14 protein-coding genes are annotated in these 15124 nt (G+C 67.7%); 8 read left to right on the top strand and 6 right to left on the bottom strand.

What is annotated here, in order from left to right:
* Positions 1-204: 204 nt before the first annotated feature.
* Entirely contained in the window at positions 205-1140 is a 936-nt protein-coding gene (locus POR01S_RS17660) for a LysR substrate-binding domain-containing protein (RefSeq protein ID WP_017642882.1), read from the bottom strand.
* Positions 1141-1266: 126 nt separating this feature from the next.
* On the opposite strand from POR01S_RS17660, the gene POR01S_RS17655 reads away from it, so the two are divergent.
* Both POR01S_RS17655 and POR01S_RS17650 read left to right on the top strand, forming a co-directional pair.
* Complete coding sequence (locus POR01S_RS17655; protein ID WP_042137329.1) at positions 1267-2643, top strand: L-serine ammonia-lyase; 1377 nt, start codon at positions 1267-1269, stop codon at positions 2641-2643.
* Positions 2644-2706: 63 nt separating this feature from the next.
* A complete protein-coding gene (locus POR01S_RS17650) occupies positions 2707-3183 on the top strand; it encodes a YbaK/EbsC family protein (protein WP_042137327.1) in 477 nt (158 codons plus the stop codon).
* Here POR01S_RS17650 and POR01S_RS24035 read toward each other — a convergent pair.
* The gene (locus tag POR01S_RS24035; protein ID WP_007161186.1) at positions 3171-3299 is read right to left on the bottom strand and encodes a hypothetical protein; all 129 of its coding nucleotides are present in this window, start codon (positions 3297-3299) and stop codon (positions 3171-3173) included. The genes POR01S_RS17650 and POR01S_RS24035 overlap by 13 nt on opposite strands.
* A 145-nt stretch (positions 3300-3444) precedes the next feature.
* Here POR01S_RS24035 and POR01S_RS17645 point away from each other — a divergent pair, with 145 nt between their 5' ends.
* Positions 3445-4860: an aminotransferase-like domain-containing protein gene (locus tag POR01S_RS17645; protein ID WP_042137325.1), complete on the top strand. Its 1416-nt coding sequence runs from the start codon at positions 3445-3447 to the stop codon at positions 4858-4860.
* Here POR01S_RS17645 and POR01S_RS17640 read toward each other — a convergent pair.
* From POR01S_RS17640 to mpl, 3 genes are all read right to left on the bottom strand, one after another.
* Positions 4857-5129: a YceK/YidQ family lipoprotein gene (locus POR01S_RS17640; RefSeq protein ID WP_027601095.1), complete on the bottom strand. Its 273-nt coding sequence runs from the start codon at positions 5127-5129 to the stop codon at positions 4857-4859. The genes POR01S_RS17645 and POR01S_RS17640 overlap by 4 nt on opposite strands.
* Positions 5130-5307: 178 nt before the next feature.
* Positions 5308-5940 carry a flavin prenyltransferase UbiX gene (gene ubiX, locus POR01S_RS17635; RefSeq protein WP_007161189.1) on the bottom strand — a complete coding sequence of 211 codons (633 nt, stop codon included), beginning with the start codon at positions 5938-5940 and terminating at the stop codon, positions 5308-5310.
* The gene (gene mpl / locus POR01S_RS17630) at positions 5940-7295 is read right to left on the bottom strand and encodes a UDP-N-acetylmuramate:L-alanyl-gamma-D-glutamyl-meso-diaminopimelate ligase (RefSeq protein WP_042137323.1); all 1356 of its coding nucleotides are present in this window, start codon (positions 7293-7295) and stop codon (positions 5940-5942) included. Before mpl ends, ubiX begins: the two co-directional genes overlap by 1 nt.
* 207 nt (positions 7296-7502) lie before the next feature.
* On the opposite strand from mpl, the gene POR01S_RS17625 reads away from it, so the two are divergent.
* Positions 7503-7877: a COG4315 family predicted lipoprotein gene (locus tag POR01S_RS17625; protein ID WP_042137321.1), complete on the top strand. Its 375-nt coding sequence runs from the start codon at positions 7503-7505 to the stop codon at positions 7875-7877.
* Positions 7878-8007: 130 nt separating this feature from the next.
* Complete coding sequence (locus POR01S_RS17620) at positions 8008-9168, top strand: SLAC1 family transporter (RefSeq protein ID WP_042137319.1); 1161 nt, start codon at positions 8008-8010, stop codon at positions 9166-9168.
* Positions 9169-9353: 185 nt separating this feature from the next.
* On the opposite strand, the gene POR01S_RS17615 is transcribed toward POR01S_RS17620, so the two are convergent.
* Positions 9354-11246: a sigma-54-dependent Fis family transcriptional regulator gene (locus POR01S_RS17615; protein ID WP_042137317.1), complete on the bottom strand. Its 1893-nt coding sequence runs from the start codon at positions 11244-11246 to the stop codon at positions 9354-9356.
* A gap of 247 nt (positions 11247-11493) precedes the next feature.
* On the opposite strand from POR01S_RS17615, the gene exaC reads away from it, so the two are divergent.
* The 3 genes from exaC (at position 11494) to POR01S_RS17600 (ending at position 15122) form a co-directional block, all read left to right on the top strand.
* The gene (gene exaC, locus POR01S_RS17610; protein WP_042137315.1) at positions 11494-13014 is read left to right on the top strand and encodes an acetaldehyde dehydrogenase ExaC; all 1521 of its coding nucleotides are present in this window, start codon (positions 11494-11496) and stop codon (positions 13012-13014) included.
* Positions 13015-13267: 253 nt separating this feature from the next.
* A complete protein-coding gene (gene adhP, locus POR01S_RS17605; RefSeq protein WP_042137313.1) occupies positions 13268-14299 on the top strand; it encodes an alcohol dehydrogenase AdhP in 1032 nt (343 codons plus the stop codon).
* Between the two features lie 175 nt (positions 14300-14474).
* Positions 14475-15122, top strand: a complete 648-nt coding sequence (locus tag POR01S_RS17600) for a DedA family protein (RefSeq protein ID WP_007161196.1) — start codon at positions 14475-14477, stop codon at positions 15120-15122.
* The last annotated feature ends 2 nt before the right edge of the window (positions 15123-15124 follow it).

Here is a 15124-nt window from a genome sequence, read left to right as displayed (position 1 = left end):
GGGGTGAGGGCACGCCTCACGACGAAGCCACCCGCGGAAAAGGCTGCGCCGTTTTCCACGCTACGGAGCCTGCACAAGACCCTCCTCGCTTGGATAAGCCCCCTCTCCCTCTGGGAGAGGGCTGGGGTGAGGGCGCGCCTCACGGCGAACTCACCAGCGGAAAAGGCTGTGCCGTTTTCCATACTACCGAGCTATCAAGGCCACTCAGGCCGGCTGGGCCAGCACCATCTGGTCGACCTCCTGCACCAGCCAGTCGTGCAGGGCGCGCAGGCGGGGATCGGCCAGGGCGCCCTGGGCATAGAGCAGCATGTACCTCTTGTGCGCCGGTACCGAACGGCCGAAGGGCGGCACCACCAGCACGCCACGGGCCAGCTCGTCGGTGATCAAGGCGCGGCGGGCGATGGCGACGCCCATGCCGGCGATGGCCGCCTCTATGGTCAGGTGGTTGCGGTTGAAGGTGTGACCCCGCCGCACATCCAGCGCCGGCGCGCCGATGCTGGCCAGATAGAATTCCCATTCGGCGTATTCGTAGCTGCCGCGCCAGGCGGTGATGTCGTGCAGCAGCGGATAGAACTCCAGGTCCTCCGGCCGCTCCAGCGGCGGTCGCCCCGCCAGCAGGCTGGGCGCGCAGACCGGAAAGATCTCTTCCTCCATCAGCGGCGTCGAGGCCAGGCCCGGATAGCTGCCGTCGTTGAGGTCGATGGCCAGGTCGAATTCGCCCTCGCGCAGCGACCAGCTGCTGTCTTCGGCCACCAGCCGCAGTTGCAGGTCGGGAAAGCGCGCCTGCAGCCGCGGCAGTCGCGGCGTCAGCCACTTGCCCAGGAACGAAGGGATCGACCTGAGGCGCACCACGCCGCCGAACTGACCGGCGTTGAGACGGCGCAATTCGGCGTCGATCAGCCCATAGGCCTGATTCAGGGTGGTTGCCAGGCGCTGGCCTTCGGCGGTCAGCTCCAGGCCACGGGCCACCCGGTGAAACAGCTTGAAGCCCAGGCGCTCTTCCAGCTGGCGCATCTGCTGGCTGATGGCGCCCGGCGTCACGTGCAACTCTTCGGCGCAGCGCGTGAAGGACAGGTGCCGGGCGGCGCAGGCGAAGACCTGCAGCCAGGCCTGGGTTTGGGCGTTGAGGATCCGGCTCATCGATGAGTTCCGCTAAAGGATCGCTTAGAAGCTTTCGTTTGTGCGAGCTGAGGGCTTATCACCACTATGAGCCATCCGCCGGCACCTTGTCTGGCGACCATTCAAGCTCAATCAGGGATTATCGTCATGGCCATCAGCGTCTTCGACCTGTTCAAAATCGGCGTGGGTCCGTCCAGTTCCCATACCGTGGGCCCGATGCGGGCCGGCGCCCTGTTCGCCCAGCGCCTGGTCGACGAAGGTCTGCTGGAACAGGTCAAGCGGATCGAGGTACGCCTTTACGGATCGCTCTCGGCCACCGGCGTCGGCCATGGCACCGACCGCGCCACCCTGATCGGCCTCATGGGCGAATGGCCGGATCGCGTCGATCCCGCCGCCGTGGAGCCGCGCATCGAAGCCCTGCGCAATGAGCGCCAGCTGCTGCTGGCCGGGCGCCAGGCGATCCACTTCGACTGGCAGGAAGACCTGCTGCTCCTAGACGAGAGCCTGCCCTATCACCCCAATGCCATGACCCTGACCGCCTTTGGCGCCACCGGCGAGGTGGCCGAGGCGACCTACTATTCCATCGGTGGTGGCTTCGTAGTGGACGCCGCCCAGGCCGCCAGCGGCGTGCTGGACAACGACACCACCGAACTGCCCTACGACTTCTCCAGCGGCGCCGAGCTGCTGCAGCTGTGTCGCCGTCATGGCCTGGGCGTGGCCGAGCTGATGCTGGCCAACGAAAAGAGCTGGCGCTCCGAGGAAGAGATCCGCAGCGGCCTGCTGCGCATCTGGAGCGTGATGCGCGAATGCGTGCAGAACGGTCTCGCCAACGAGGGCATCCTGCCCGGCGGCCTCAAGGTGCGTCGCCGCGCCGCCCGCCTGCACCAGAGTCTGCAGGCCATCGGCAAGCCCAACGTCATCGGCTCCACGCTCTCCGCCATGGAATGGGTCAACCTCTTCGCCCTGGCGGTGAACGAGGAGAACGCCGCCGGCGGACGCATGGTCACCGCGCCCACCAACGGCGCGGCCGGGATCATCCCGGCGGTGCTGATGTACTACATGAAATTCAATCCCGACGCCTGCGACGACGACGTGGTGCGCTTCATGCTCGCCGCCGCCGCGGTCGGCATCCTGTGCAAGAAGAACGCCTCCATCTCCGGTGCCGAGGTGGGCTGCCAGGGCGAGGTCGGCTCGGCCTGCGCCATGGCCGCGGCCGGTCTGGCCGAGGTGCTGGGCGCCAGTCCGGCGCAGCTGGAAAACGCCGCCGAGATCGGCCTGGAGCACAACCTGGGACTGACCTGCGATCCGGTCGGCGGCCTGGTGCAGGTGCCCTGCATCGAGCGCAATGCCATCGCCGCGGTCAAGGCGATCAACGCCGCCCAGATGGCCCTGCGCGGCGACGGCGAGCACTTCATCTCCCTCGACCAGGTGATCCGCACCATGAAGGAAACCGGCGCGGACATGCACAGCAAGTACAAGGAAACCTCGCGCGGCGGCCTGGCCGTGACCTTTGTGGAGTGCTGAGCCAGCCTTGACGCGGGCGGTACGGATTGCCGAAAGTCGGGGTTTACCTGCACGGGAAGCCCCGTGAGCCTCGACTCCGTCCGCCAGCACCTTGCCTGCATCGCTCCCGATCTCGAGATCCTCGAGGCCACCACCAGTACCGCGACCGTCACCCTGGCCGCGGCCGCCCATGGCGTGGAGCCGGGGCGGATCGCCAAGACCCTGGGGCTGAAAGTCGGGGAGCAGCAGTTGCTGTTGGTGGCTCGCGGCGATGCGCGCCTGGACAACCGCAAGCTCAAGGCCGCCTTCGGTGGCAAGGCCAAGCTGCTCGATGCCGCCACCGTGGAAGGCCTCACCGGGCATCCGGTGGGCGGCGTCTGCCCGTTCGGGCTGGCCACACCGCTGCCGGTCTATTGCGATGAATCGCTGAAAGCCTTCGACGAGGTATTACCGGCCGCGGGTGCCATCCACAGCTGCGTGCGCCTCACCCCGGAGCGGCTGGCCGCCCTCAGCGAGGCGCGCTGGGTGGATGTCTGCGAGGTGGGCGATCAGCGCAGCTGATCGTTCTTTTCCACGTCGCGCCGGTCCTTGTTCAACACCACGCAGGCGTAGTAGCCGCCGCCGAGCAGGATGAGTGCGAGCAGGCTGAAGAGAATCATGAAGATACCATCGTCCATGGCTGCCTCCGAGGGATGCCAGAAAGGGATGGATAAAGCTTAGGCCTCCCGCCGCCCGCGTTACAGCAGCAGGTAGACACATGAAAAACCGGATCAGATGGGGCCCGGCTCGCTATAGTGACGGTCTCCCCTGCCCTGGCCCTGCATGAAGCGCTACGAAAGATTCGCCGATCAGCTCGCCACCCTCATGACCCGCGGTGTCCTCGCCCCCGGCGAGCGGCTGCCCTCGGTACGTAGCGCCAGCCAGACCCATGGCATCAGCCCCTCCACGGTGTTCCAGGCCTATTACCTGCTGGAGAGTCGCGGGCTGATCGAGGCCCGCGAGCGGTCCGGCTATTTCGTCCGCGAACCGGCCCGGGCGCGCGACGCGGCGCCGCTGTTGGCGCCTCTGGAAGGCACCGAGGTCGCGGTGAGCGACCTGGTCTATTCGGTGCTGCAGTCGCTGCAGGATCCGGCCATCGTGCCCTTCGGCTCTGCTTTTCCCAGCCCTGATCTCTTTCCCCTGGCGCGCCTGGCCCGCAGCATGGCCCGCAGCATGGCCCACGGCCTGCGCGACCTGCCCGCCCAAGACCTCACCGCCTACGTCACCCCCGGTCATCCCGAGTTGCGCCGGCAGATCGCCCGGCGCTACGGCCTGGCCGGCATGCCGGAGGTCGGCGAAGAACTGGTGATCACCCACGGCGCCCTGGAGGCGCTCAACCTTGGGCTGCAGAGCCTGACCCGTCCCGGCGATCTGGTGGCGGTGGAAAGCCCGGCCTTCTACGCCAGCCTGCAGGTGCTGGAGCGGCTGCAGCTCAAGGCGGTGGAGATTCCCGTCGATGCCGAGCGTGGGCTCAACCTGGACGCCCTGGAAGAAGCCCTGAGTCGCCTGCCGATCAAGGCCTGCTGGTTCATGAGCGGCCTGCAGAATCCCACCGGGGTCAGTCTCGACGATAGCGCCCAGCAGCGCCTCTATGGCCTGCTGCAACGCCATCAGGTTCCGCTGTTGGAAGACGACGTCTATGCCGAGCTCTACAGCGGCAGCGAACCGCACCGCCCGGTCAAGCGCTTCGACCGCGACGGTCTGGTGCTGCACTGCGGCTCCTTTTCCAAGTGCCTGGCGCCCGGCTATCGCATCGGCTGGATCGCCGCCGGTCGCCAGGCCGGCGCCGTCGCGCGGTTGCGGCTGATGACCACCATCACCCCCTCGATGCCGGCCCAGGCCGCCCTGGCCGACTACCTCCAGCACGGCGGCTATGATCGCCACCTGCGTCGTCTGCGCCTGAGTCTTGATCGCCAGCGCCAGGCCATGCTGACTGCGGCGCGGCGCTACTTTCCCGCCGACACCCACGTCAGCCGGCCCCAGGGTGGCTACTTTCTCTGGTTCGAATTGCCCACCCGGGTGGACAGCCTGGCGCTCTACCGCCAGGCCCTCGCCGAAGGCATCAGCCTGGCGCCGGGCCCGATCTTTTCCGCGCAGCAGGGCTTTCGCCACTGCATCAGACTCAATTGCGGCCATCCCTGGGACACCCGCAGCGAGGCGGCCATGGCCAGGCTCGGCGAGTTGCTGAAGGCGTTCTAGAGGCCGCCACGCACACTGCCGCGCCCACCGATGGCGGCCGGCAGGGACAGCGGCAGCAGCAGGGTGTCGAGCAGGGCGCTGGCGGGCAGGTCCAGCACCGGCCAGGCCGGTGCCTCGGCGCCAAAGCGCTCCCAAGCGCAACAGCCGCCCTGCAGAGCATAGAGATCCAGCCGCGTGCCGGCATAGACCACCGGCGCGCCGGGCTTGGCGGCGTCCAGGGTGCGCGCCGTGGCGCAGCCGCCGAGGACCAGGACAGTCGTTAGCAGCAGGCCGAGGCGCGCGACGGCCCTAGGTTCTATACGAAAACTGCCTGCGCTCGGTGATGCTGCGTTAGAAATCAGCTCGGAATGCTCATTTACCATTCGTAAACTCGAGCGCGAGCCCGGTCCGCTTCCTCGCTGATTTTTGCCTTGCCTGACCTTCGCTCGGCGACTTTTCGTACAGAACCTAGTCATCGTTGCCGGACAGGTGATGTTCGCCCCAGCGCGGCAGCATGTCCTGGGGGATGCCCAGGGTGTTGAGGATGCGCGCCACCACGAAGTCCACCAGGTCGTCGAGGGTTTGCGGCTGGTGGTAGAAGCCCGGCGAGGCCGGCAGGATGGTCACGCCCAGGTTGGACAGCTTGAGCATGTTTTCCAGGTGGATGCTGGAGAACGGCGACTCGCGCGGCACCAGGATCAGTTGCCGCCGCTCCTTGAGGGCCACGTCGGCGGCGCGCTCGATGAGGTTGTTGCTGGCACCGGTGGCGATGGCCGAGAGGGTGCCGGTGGAACAGGGGCAGACCACCATGGCCGCCGGAGCGCTGGAACCGGACGCCGGCGGCGCCATCCAGTCGCTCTGGCCGAACACCCGCACCTGGCCCGGCGCCGCGCCGGTATATTCGGTGAGAAAGGCCTGCATGGCCTGGGGCTTGGGCGGCAGCACCACGTCGGTCTCGGTGGCCATCACCAGCTGCGCGGCCTTGGAGATGAGGAAGTGCACCTCGCGCTCCTCCTGCACCAGGCAGTCCAGCAGGCGCAGGCCGTACTGGGAGCCGGAGGCGCCGGTCAGCGCCAGGGTGATGCGTTCCGGGCCGGCCATCATGCCTGCTCCAGGGCGGCGGCCAGCTTGCCGTGCAGGCCGCCGAAGCCGCCGTTGCTCATGATTACCACGTGGGTGGGGCCGTCCAGCTCGGCCTGGACCCGGGTGATGATCGCCTCCAGGGAATCGCAGACCACGGCCGGTACGGCGCAGGCCTCGGCCGTGCCGGCCAGGTCCCAGCCCAGATTCGGCGGGGCGTACCAGATGACGCTGTCGGCGCCGGTGACGCTGGCCGGCAGGCCGTCACGGTGGGCGCCCAGCTTCATGGAATTGGAGCGCGGCTCGATGACGGCGATGATCCGCTCGCTGCCGACCCGGGCACGCAGCCCCTGCAGGGTGGTGGCGATGGCGGTGGGATGGTGGGCGAAGTCGTCGTAGACGGTCACGCCGCGCACCTCGGCGACCTTTTCCATGCGTCGCTTCACGCTGCGGAATTCGCTCAGGGCCGCGACGCCCAGGCTCGGCACCACGCCGACATGACGAGCCGCGGCCAGGGTGGCCAGGGCATTGGCCACGTTGTGCTGGCCGGTCAGTTCCCAGTTCACCGTGCCCTGCACCTGGCCTTCGAACAGCACCTCGAAGCGCGAGCCGTCCTCGGCCAGCAGGCGGGCCTGCCACTGGCCACCTGCGCCAGTGGTCTGCACCGGGGTCCAGCAGCCCATCTCCAGCACCCGCACCAGGGCCGTTTCGGCGGTGGGATGGATGATCAGGCCGCTGCTGGGGATGGTCCGCACCAGATGGTGGAACTGCCGCTCGATGGCCGCCAGATCCGGGAAGATGTCCGCGTGATCGTATTCCAGGTTGTTGAGGATGGTGGTCCGCGGCCGGTAGTGGACGAACTTGGATCTCTTGTCGAAGAAGGCGCTGTCGTATTCGTCGGCTTCCACCACGAAGAAAGGCGTGCCGCCCAGGCGCGCCGAGATGCCGAAATTCTGCGGCACCCCGCCGATGAGAAAGCCCGGGCTCATGCCGGCGTGCTCCAGCACCCAGGCCAGCATGCTGGTGGTGGTGGTCTTGCCATGGGTGCCGGCGACCGCCAGTACCCAGCGGCCCTGCAGGACGTGCTCGGCCAGCCACTGGGGGCCGGAGACATAGGGCAGGCCCTTATCCAGCACGTATTCCACCGCCGGATTGCCGCGCGACAGGGCGTTGCCGATCACCACCAGGTCCGGCGCTGGATCCAGTTGGGCCGGATCGTAGCCCTGGGTCAGCTCGATGCCCTGGGCCTCCAGCTGGGTGCTCATGGGCGGATAGACGTTGGCGTCGGAGCCGGTCACGCGATGGCCGGCTTCCTTGGCCAGCACCGCGAGCGACCCCATGAAGGTGCCGCAGATACCGAGGATGTGGATGTGCATGACAGGCGGGCTCCGCTGCAGATTGAACGGCGGCAAGGTTAGCACGGGGGGCCGCGCCGCCGGAGCGATGGCCGTCGCGGATACCCGGCGCTGCGCCGGCCCCGGACGGCAGGATTTCGACTAGAGTGCGCAAGGCATCCCTGGCTTTGCGGATGCCCAAGTAGCCGAGGCTCCGTTCGCCCTGATAACAAGCACAAGAGGTCGACCATGCTGAAACACCTGCTGATCATCGCTGCAACTCTCTCCTTCGCCAGCCTGGCCCTGGCCGCCGCGCCGACCAAGGTCGCCGACACCGCCCTGGGCAACGTGCTCGTCGACGGCAAGGGCATGACGCTCTACACCTTCGCCAAGGACAGCGCGGGCAAGTCCGCCTGCAACGGTCCCTGTGCCCAGAACTGGCCACCGCTGACAGCCGAAGCGGGCGCCAAGGCTGCCGATGGCTACAGCCTGGTCACTCGCGACGACGGCAGCCAGCAATGGGCCTACCAGGGCAAGCCGCTGTATACCTGGGTCAAGGACAGCAAGCCGGGCGATACCACCGGGGATGGCGTCAATCAGGTCTGGCACGTGGCCAAGCCCTGATGCCCGGGCGCTGTCTGCCCCGTGCGGGCAGCGCCTTATCTATCCTATGGTTTAATATTTCATGATCATTCATTTTTAATGATAAGCGAGCAGGCATAGCCTGAGGGCCTTCCCTTTCAGGAGCCCGGCCATGCCGTTTTTCGCCGCTGTCCCAGCGCAGGCCCTCAGACCCTTCAGCCAGCTCGACCGCCCCCTGGAGGTCATCCGCCAGTTCACCCCCAACTGGTTCGCCGTGACCATGGGCACCGGCGTGCTGGCCCTCGCCCTGGCCGCCTTTCCCTGGCGGTTGCCTGGATTGCCCGCCCTCGCCGAGGGCCTCTGGCTGCTCGCTGTGCTGTTGTTCTGCCTGTTCGCCGGGCTCTATGCCGCGCGCTGGCTGCTGTTCTTCGACGAGGCCCGCGAGATCTTCGCCCACGCCACCGTCTCGATGTCTATCGGTACCATCCCCATGGGCCTGGCCACGCTAATCAACGGCCTGCTGCTGTTCGGCCTGCCGCGCTGGGGCGCGGCGGTGCTGCCCCTGGCACTCGGCCTCTGGTGGCTGGATGTGGCCATGGCACTGGCCTGCGGGGTGCTGATCCCCTATCTGATGTTTACCCGCCAGGCGCATCGCATCGACCAGATGACCGCCGTCTGGCTGTTGCCGGTGGTAGCCGCGGAGGTGGCGGCGGCCAGTGGTGGCCTGCTGGTGCCGCATCTGGCGGCCGGCGAGCAATTCACCGTACTCGTCGCCAGCTATGTGCTCTGGGCCTATTCGGTGCCGGTCGCCCTCAGCCTGCTGGTGATCCTGCTGCTGCGCCTGGCGCTGCACAGGCTGCCGCCGGCCAGTATGGCGGCGTCGAGCTGGCTGGCGCTGGGTCCGATCGCCACCGGTGCCCTGGGTCTCCTGGTACTGGGCAGCGCGGCGCCCGCGGTGTTCGCCGCCCATGGCCTGGCCGGCATTGGCGAGATCGCCCGGGGCCTGGGCCTGCTGGGCGCGCTGCTGCTCTGGGGCCTGGGACTCTGGTGGCTGGCGCTGGCGGTGCTGGTGACCCAGCGTCAGGCCCGCGAGGGCATGCCCTTCAACCTGGGCTGGTGGGGCTTCACCTTTCCCCTGGGCGTCTATGCCCTGACCACCCTGCGCCTGGGCGAGGCCCTGGCGGCGCCCTTCTTCACCGGCCTGGGCGCCGCGCTGGTGGTGCTGCTGGCCCTGCTGTGGCTGCTGGTCGCCAGCCGCACCCTGGCCGGCGCCTACCGGGGCGGTCTGTTCGTCTCGCCCTGCATCGCCCACCTGTGCAAGAAGGTGCGCTAGAGCCTTTTCAAAGGCTCGCGAGCTAGAGACAAACAAGGCCTAGGCGGCCCCGCGAAAATAGCTGAGGAAGCGGATCGGACTCGCGCTCGAGTTTACAAAGAGTAAATGAGCATTCCGACGGGGCTGGCCTTCCAGGCCATTTTTAACGCCGTTTGGCCGACGCGCAGCAGACTTTGAACAGGCTCTTAGTCCTGGGGGCGCTGCAGGCCGTGCTGATGCAGCCAGCGATAGAGGGTGTTGCGACTCACCCCCAGGCGCTTGGCGGCACGGGTCATCTGCCAGTGGCAGTCGTCCAGCACCGCGCGCAGCTCCTCCCGGGCGCTGTCGACCGGCGCCGCGCTGGACGGCAGGGGCAGCCGGGCGCCACGACACTCCGCCGGTAGCTCGTCCAGGCCGATATGGCCGTCTTCGCTCAGGGCCACCAGGGTGCGCAGCACGGTGCGCAACTGGCGGACGTTGCCGGGCCAGGGCTGGGCCAGCAGGCAGGCACGTGCCGCCGGATCGAGGCGGATCGCCTCGCCGCGGGCCTCTTCGGCCAGCAGCAGATCGAGCAACTCGCCACGGTCGCTGCGCTCGCGCAGCGCCGGCAGGGTCACCACCAGGCCGCGCAGGCGATAGTAGAGGTCTTCACGAAAGCTGCCGGCGGCCACCAGGGCCTCCAGATCGCGGTGACTGGCGCTGACCAGGCGCAGGTCCAGAGCCCGGGGCGCGCCGCCGCCGAGGGGGACCACCTGGCGTTCTTCCAGCACCCTGAGCAGCCGGGTCTGCAGCGCCAGCGGCATGTCGCCGATCTCGTCGAGGAAAAGGATGCCACCATCGGCCTGCTGCAACTTGCCGGCCATGCCTTCCTTGCGCGCCCCGGTGAAGCTGCCGCCGCGATAGCCGAACAGCTCGCTTTCGATCAGCGTCTCCGGGATGGCCGCGCAATTGAGGGCGACGAAAGCCTGGCCGGCGCGACTGCTGGCGCGGTGCAGGGCGCTGGCGAAGGCTTCCTTGCCGGTGCCGGTCTCGCCGTGCAGCAGCACCGGCACGTCGCGCTCCAGGACCTTGAGCGCCCGGCTGAAATCCCGCGCCAGGGCCGGATCGGCCAGGCAGATGCCGCTGGGCAGGGGCGCCTTGGGCACCGCCACCGAGGTGACCGGCCGTACCTGGGGACCGCGCACCAGGCCGTGGAAGCCCTGGCCCTGGCGGCCACGCAGCGCCCAGCAGGCGCTGGGTTGCGGACGGGCGCGCTCCAGCAGGTCGTCCTGCCGCAACTCGAACAGGCTCTCCATCCGCTGCCCCAGCACCGCGCTACGCGCCAGGCCCAGCAGCATCAGGGCGGTCTCGTTGGCGGCCTGGACGCGACCCTCGGCGTCGAAGGCCAGCAGCCCTTCGCTGAGCAGGCCGACATAGGCCGCCTGGGCATGGAAGCGCAGCAGGTAGCCGTCGGCGTAGCGGTCGAGGAAGTAGCAGCTCTCGATCAGCTTGGCCGAGAGATTGACCAGCGCCATGGTGTGGAACTGGCCCTGGCGCGAGGCCTCCTGGCGGGCGGTGGAGACGTCCAGCACCGCCAGCAACTCGCCGGCCGGATCGAAGACCGGACTGGCCGAGCAGGTCAGCTGGGTATGGCGACTGCGAAAGTGTTCGTCGCGATGGATGGTCAGCGCCTGGCGTTCCACCACGCAGGTGCCGATGCCGTTGGTGCCCTCGCAGGCCTCGCTCCAGTCGGCGCCCAGCCACAGCCCGGCCTGCTGGAAGGTCTCGCGCTCGGCCTCGGCGGTGACGCAATCGAGGATCAGCCCACGGGCATCGGTGAGCAGCACGGCATGGCCGGCGCCGCCCAGTTGCTGGTGCAGGGCATTCATCTGCCCGCGGGCGATCTGCAGGACCCGTTGCTGGCGCTGGCGATGCTCGTCGAAGCGGGCGCGCTCCAGCACCCAGGGCGCTACCAGAGCGGCCGGGTCCAGCTGGTGTTCGTCGAGACAGCGCCGCCAGGAGCGGGCGATGGCCGGATCGCTGGCCGGGCCGTCGAGGACGGCGCCGCGAGCGAGTTCGAGCACCTGGCTGGCATGACGATCGGACGGGGTGGCGGCCATTGTTGTTGTCCTCCGCGGGGGCGTCTGCGCGGCCTCCAGCATAGGCCAAATCGGGCGGACTGGGCACCTTGTCACCCCCAGGTGACAGGCTGTCACGCCACGGGGTGACACCTCTGTCACAGTGATAGGCGGCGGCTTTCCCCGAGACAGGCCGCAAGGCCGCAACCATGCGGGTTCGCCCGACTTGGCCCGCGCCTTGCTCAGGATCGGTGCGCCGCTTCATACAAGAACAAACAGGAGACCCACCATGCGCTACGCAGCTCCCGGCACCCAAGACGCCCTGCTGACCCTGCAGGCCCGCTACGGCAACTACATCGGCGGCGAATTCGTCGCTCCGGTGAAAGGCCAGTACTTCACCAACACCTCCCCGGTGAACGGCTCGGTGATCGGTGAATTCCCCCGCTCCGACGACGCCGACATCGAGCGCGCCCTGGACGCCGCCCACGCCGCCGCCGATGCCTGGGGCCGCACCTCGGTGCAGGACCGCTCGCTGATCCTGCTCAAGATCGCCGACCGCATCGAACAGAATCTGGAAAAACTGGCCGTCGCCGAAACCTGGGACAACGGCAAGGCGGTGCGCGAGACGCTCAACGCCGACGTACCCCTGGCAGCCGACCACTTCCGCTACTTCGCCGGCTGCATCCGCGCCCAGGAAGGCAGCGCCGCCGAGATCAACGACAAGACCGCCAGCTACCATTTCCACGAGCCATTGGGCGTGGTCGGCCAGATCATCCCCTGGAACTTCCCGCTGCTGATGGCCGCCTGGAAGCTGGCCCCGGCGCTGGCCGCCGGCAACTGCGTGGTGCTCAAGCCCGCCGAGCAGACCCCGCTGTCCATCACCCTGTTCGTCGAACTGGTCGGCGACCTGCTGCCGCCCGGCGTGCTCAACGTGGTGCAGGGCTATGGCAAGGAGGCCGGCGAGGCCCTGGCCACCAGCACCCGCATCGCCAAGATCGCCTTTACCGGCTCCACCCCGGTGGGTTCGCACATCCTCTCCTGCGCGGCCAAGAACATCATCCCGAGCACCGTGGAGCTGGGCGGCAAGTCGCCCAACATCTACTTCGAAGACATCATGCAGGCCGAGCCGAGCTTCATCGAGAAGGCCGCCGAGGGTCTGGTCCTGGGCTTCTTTAACCAGGGCGAGGTCTGCACCTGCCCGTCCCGCGCCCTGGTGCAGGAATCCATCTACGCCCCCTTCATGGAAGCGGTGATGAAGAAGATCGCCCAGATCAAGCGTGGCGATCCGCTGGACACCGACACCATGGTCGGCGCCCAGGCCTCCCAGCAGCAATTCGAGAAGATCGTCTCCTACCTGGAGATCGCCCGCGAGGAAGGCGCCGAATTCCTCACCGGCGGCAACGTCGAGAAGTTGCAGGGTGACCTGGCTAGCGGCTATTACATCCAGCCGACCCTGCTCAAGGGTCACAACAAGATGCGCGTCTTCCAGGAAGAGATCTTCGGCCCGGTGATCGGCGTCACCACCTTCAAGGACGAAGCCGAGGCCCTGGCCATCGCCAACGACACCGAGTTCGGCCTCGGCGCCGGCGTCTGGACCCGCGACATCAACCGTGCCTACCGCATGGGCCGCGGCATCAAGGCCGGTCGCGTCTGGACCAACTGCTACCATCTCTACCCCGCCCATGCCGCCTTCGGGGGCTACAAGAAATCCGGCGTCGGCCGGGAAACCCACAAGATGATGCTCGACCACTACCAGCAGACCAAGAACCTGCTGGTCAGCTACGACATCAATCCGCTGGGCTTCTTCTAGGAGCGACCGGCAGACCCCGGGGTACGGCCGCCACTGACTGTGCCCCGGGGCCAACGCCGCTCCGCGAAGACGACGCCTGTATCGCGCGCCTCAGCAGGACGTCAGGGCGCGCCTCCCGCCTGACCTGGATCAACACCCCCTCCCCGTGGGTGGCCGACGCTAGACGCAACGGCCGCCCGTGGTGGACAGGTGCGTCCCGGCGCAGGCCCCGTCTGGCTTCATCCACGCATCATGCCTCCATGAGGGACTCGTCATGCCCAAAACAATGAAAGCCGCTGTCGTCACCGCCTTTGGCAAACCCCTGGAATTCCGCGAAGTCGAGGTGCCGACCCCGGGTGCCGGCCAGGTGCTGGTCAAGATCGCCGCCAGCGGCGTCTGCCACACCGATCTGCACGCCGCCCAGGGCGATTGGCCGGTCAAGCCCAATCCGCCCTTCATCCCCGGCCACGAAGGCGTCGGCCATGTGGTGGCAGTAGGCGCGGGGGTCACCCACGTCAAAGAAGGCGACCGGGTCGGGGTGCCCTGGCTGTATTCCACCTGCGGCCACTGCGAACACTGCCTGGGCGGCTGGGAGACCCTCTGCGAATCCCAGCAGAACACCGGCTACTCGGTGAACGGCGGCTTCGCCGAATACACCCTGGCCGATGCCGGCTACGTCGGCCGCCTGCCGGACAACGTCGGCTTCGTCGAGATCGCGCCCATCCTCTGCGCCGGGGTCACCGTCTACAAGGGCCTGAAGATGACCGATACCAAGCCGGGCAACTGGGTGGTGATTTCCGGCATCGGCGGGCTTGGCCACATGGCGGTGCAGTACGCCCGGGCCATGGGCCTCAACGTGGCGGCGGTGGACGTGGATGACAAGAAGCTCGACCTCGCCCGCCGGCTGGGCGCCGAGGTCACGGTCAACGCCCGCGAGCAGGATCCGGCGGCCTACCTCAAGAAGGAGATCGGCGGCGCTCACGGCGCCCTGGTCACGGCGGTCTCGCCCAAGGCCTTCGAACAGGCCATCGGCATGACCCGCCGCGGCGGCACCATCGCCCTCAATGGCCTGCCGCCGGGCGATTTCCCGCTGTCGATCTTCGACATGGTGCTCAACGGCACCACGGTGCGCGGCTCCATCGTCGGCACCCGCCTGGACCTGCAGGAGGCGCTGGACTTCGCCGGCGAGGGCAAGGTCAAGGCCACGGTGAGCGCCGAACCGCTGGAGAACATCAACGACATCTTCGCCCGCATGCACCAGGGCGGCATCGAGGGTCGGGTGGTGATCGACATGGCGCTGAGCTGAGACCTGGCTCGCCACTCCCGCGCCCATCCGGGCGCGGGACTGAACCTTTGCCCTACCCTGACCTCTGAGCGGCTGGCGTTTTTTCCCGGCGCCGATCTCGACCAGGCCACAAAACCCGGTCCCGGCTGCCTTTATAATCGCCGCCGGACCCTCGCAACCACGGTAGGCACGCCCCATGGAATTCAACCCGATCGATCTGATCCTGCACCTCGACGTCTATCTCAGCGGGTTGGTCGCCCAGTACGGCACCTGGATCTACGCCATTCTCTTCGCCGTGATCTTCTGCGAGACGGGCCTGGTGGTCATGCCCTTCCTGCCCGGCGACTCCCTGCTGTTCATCGCCGGCGCGCTCTCCGCCCTCGGCGACATGGACCCCTATCTGCTGGCCGGACTGCTGATGTTCGCCGCGGTGGCGGGCGACAGCACCAACTACCTGATCGGCCGCTTCGCCGGCGACAAGCTGTTCAGCAACCCCCATTCCAAGGTGTTCCGCCGCGACTATCTGCTGCGCACCCAGGCCTTCTACGAGCACCATGGCGGCAAGACCATCACCCTGGCGCGCTTCCTGCCCATCATCCGCACCTTCGCCCCCTTCGTCGCCGGCGTCGGCCGCATGCACTATCCCTACTTCCTGGCCTACAGCGTGCTCGGCTCGCTGCTGTGGGTCGGTGGTCTGGTGAGCCTGGGCTACTTCTTCGGCAACGTGCCCTTCATCAAGCAGAATCTCACCCTGATGGTGCTGGCCATCATCGGCATCTCCCTGCTGCCGATGATCCTCGGTCTGATCAAGAGCCGACGCGCCGCGGTGCAGAGCGGAGTCTGAGT

This window comes from Pseudomonas oryzihabitans NBRC 102199, assembly GCF_000730625.1.
Taxonomy (GTDB): domain Bacteria; phylum Pseudomonadota; class Gammaproteobacteria; order Pseudomonadales; family Pseudomonadaceae; genus Chryseomonas; species Chryseomonas oryzihabitans.
This window is presented reverse-complemented; position numbering and strand designations above follow the sequence as displayed.

Bases quoted from the DNA above. Each gene is read 5' to 3' on its own strand.
- ubiX (WP_007161189.1), bottom strand. From the start codon at position 5,940: ATGGCCGGCCCGGAACGCATCACCCTGGCGCTGACCGGCGCCTCCGGC.
- POR01S_RS17600 (WP_007161196.1), top strand. From the start codon at position 14,475: ATGGAATTCAACCCGATCGATCTGATCCTGCACCTCGACGTCTATCTC.
- POR01S_RS17625 (WP_042137321.1), top strand. From the start codon at position 7,503: ATGCTGAAACACCTGCTGATCATCGCTGCAACTCTCTCCTTCGCCAGC.
- POR01S_RS17645 (WP_042137325.1), top strand. From the start codon at position 3,445: ATGAAGCGCTACGAAAGATTCGCCGATCAGCTCGCCACCCTCATGACC.
- POR01S_RS24035 (WP_007161186.1), bottom strand. From the start codon at position 3,299: ATGGACGATGGTATCTTCATGATTCTCTTCAGCCTGCTCGCACTCATC.
- exaC (WP_042137315.1), top strand. From the start codon at position 11,494: ATGCGCTACGCAGCTCCCGGCACCCAAGACGCCCTGCTGACCCTGCAG.
- POR01S_RS17660 (WP_017642882.1), bottom strand. From the start codon at position 1,140: ATGAGCCGGATCCTCAACGCCCAAACCCAGGCCTGGCTGCAGGTCTTC.
- POR01S_RS17620 (WP_042137319.1), top strand. From the start codon at position 8,008: ATGCCGTTTTTCGCCGCTGTCCCAGCGCAGGCCCTCAGACCCTTCAGC.
- POR01S_RS17655 (WP_042137329.1), top strand. From the start codon at position 1,267: ATGGCCATCAGCGTCTTCGACCTGTTCAAAATCGGCGTGGGTCCGTCC.
- mpl (WP_042137323.1), bottom strand. From the start codon at position 7,295: ATGCACATCCACATCCTCGGTATCTGCGGCACCTTCATGGGGTCGCTC.
- adhP (WP_042137313.1), top strand. From the start codon at position 13,268: ATGCCCAAAACAATGAAAGCCGCTGTCGTCACCGCCTTTGGCAAACCC.
- POR01S_RS17615 (WP_042137317.1), bottom strand. From the start codon at position 11,246: ATGGCCGCCACCCCGTCCGATCGTCATGCCAGCCAGGTGCTCGAACTC.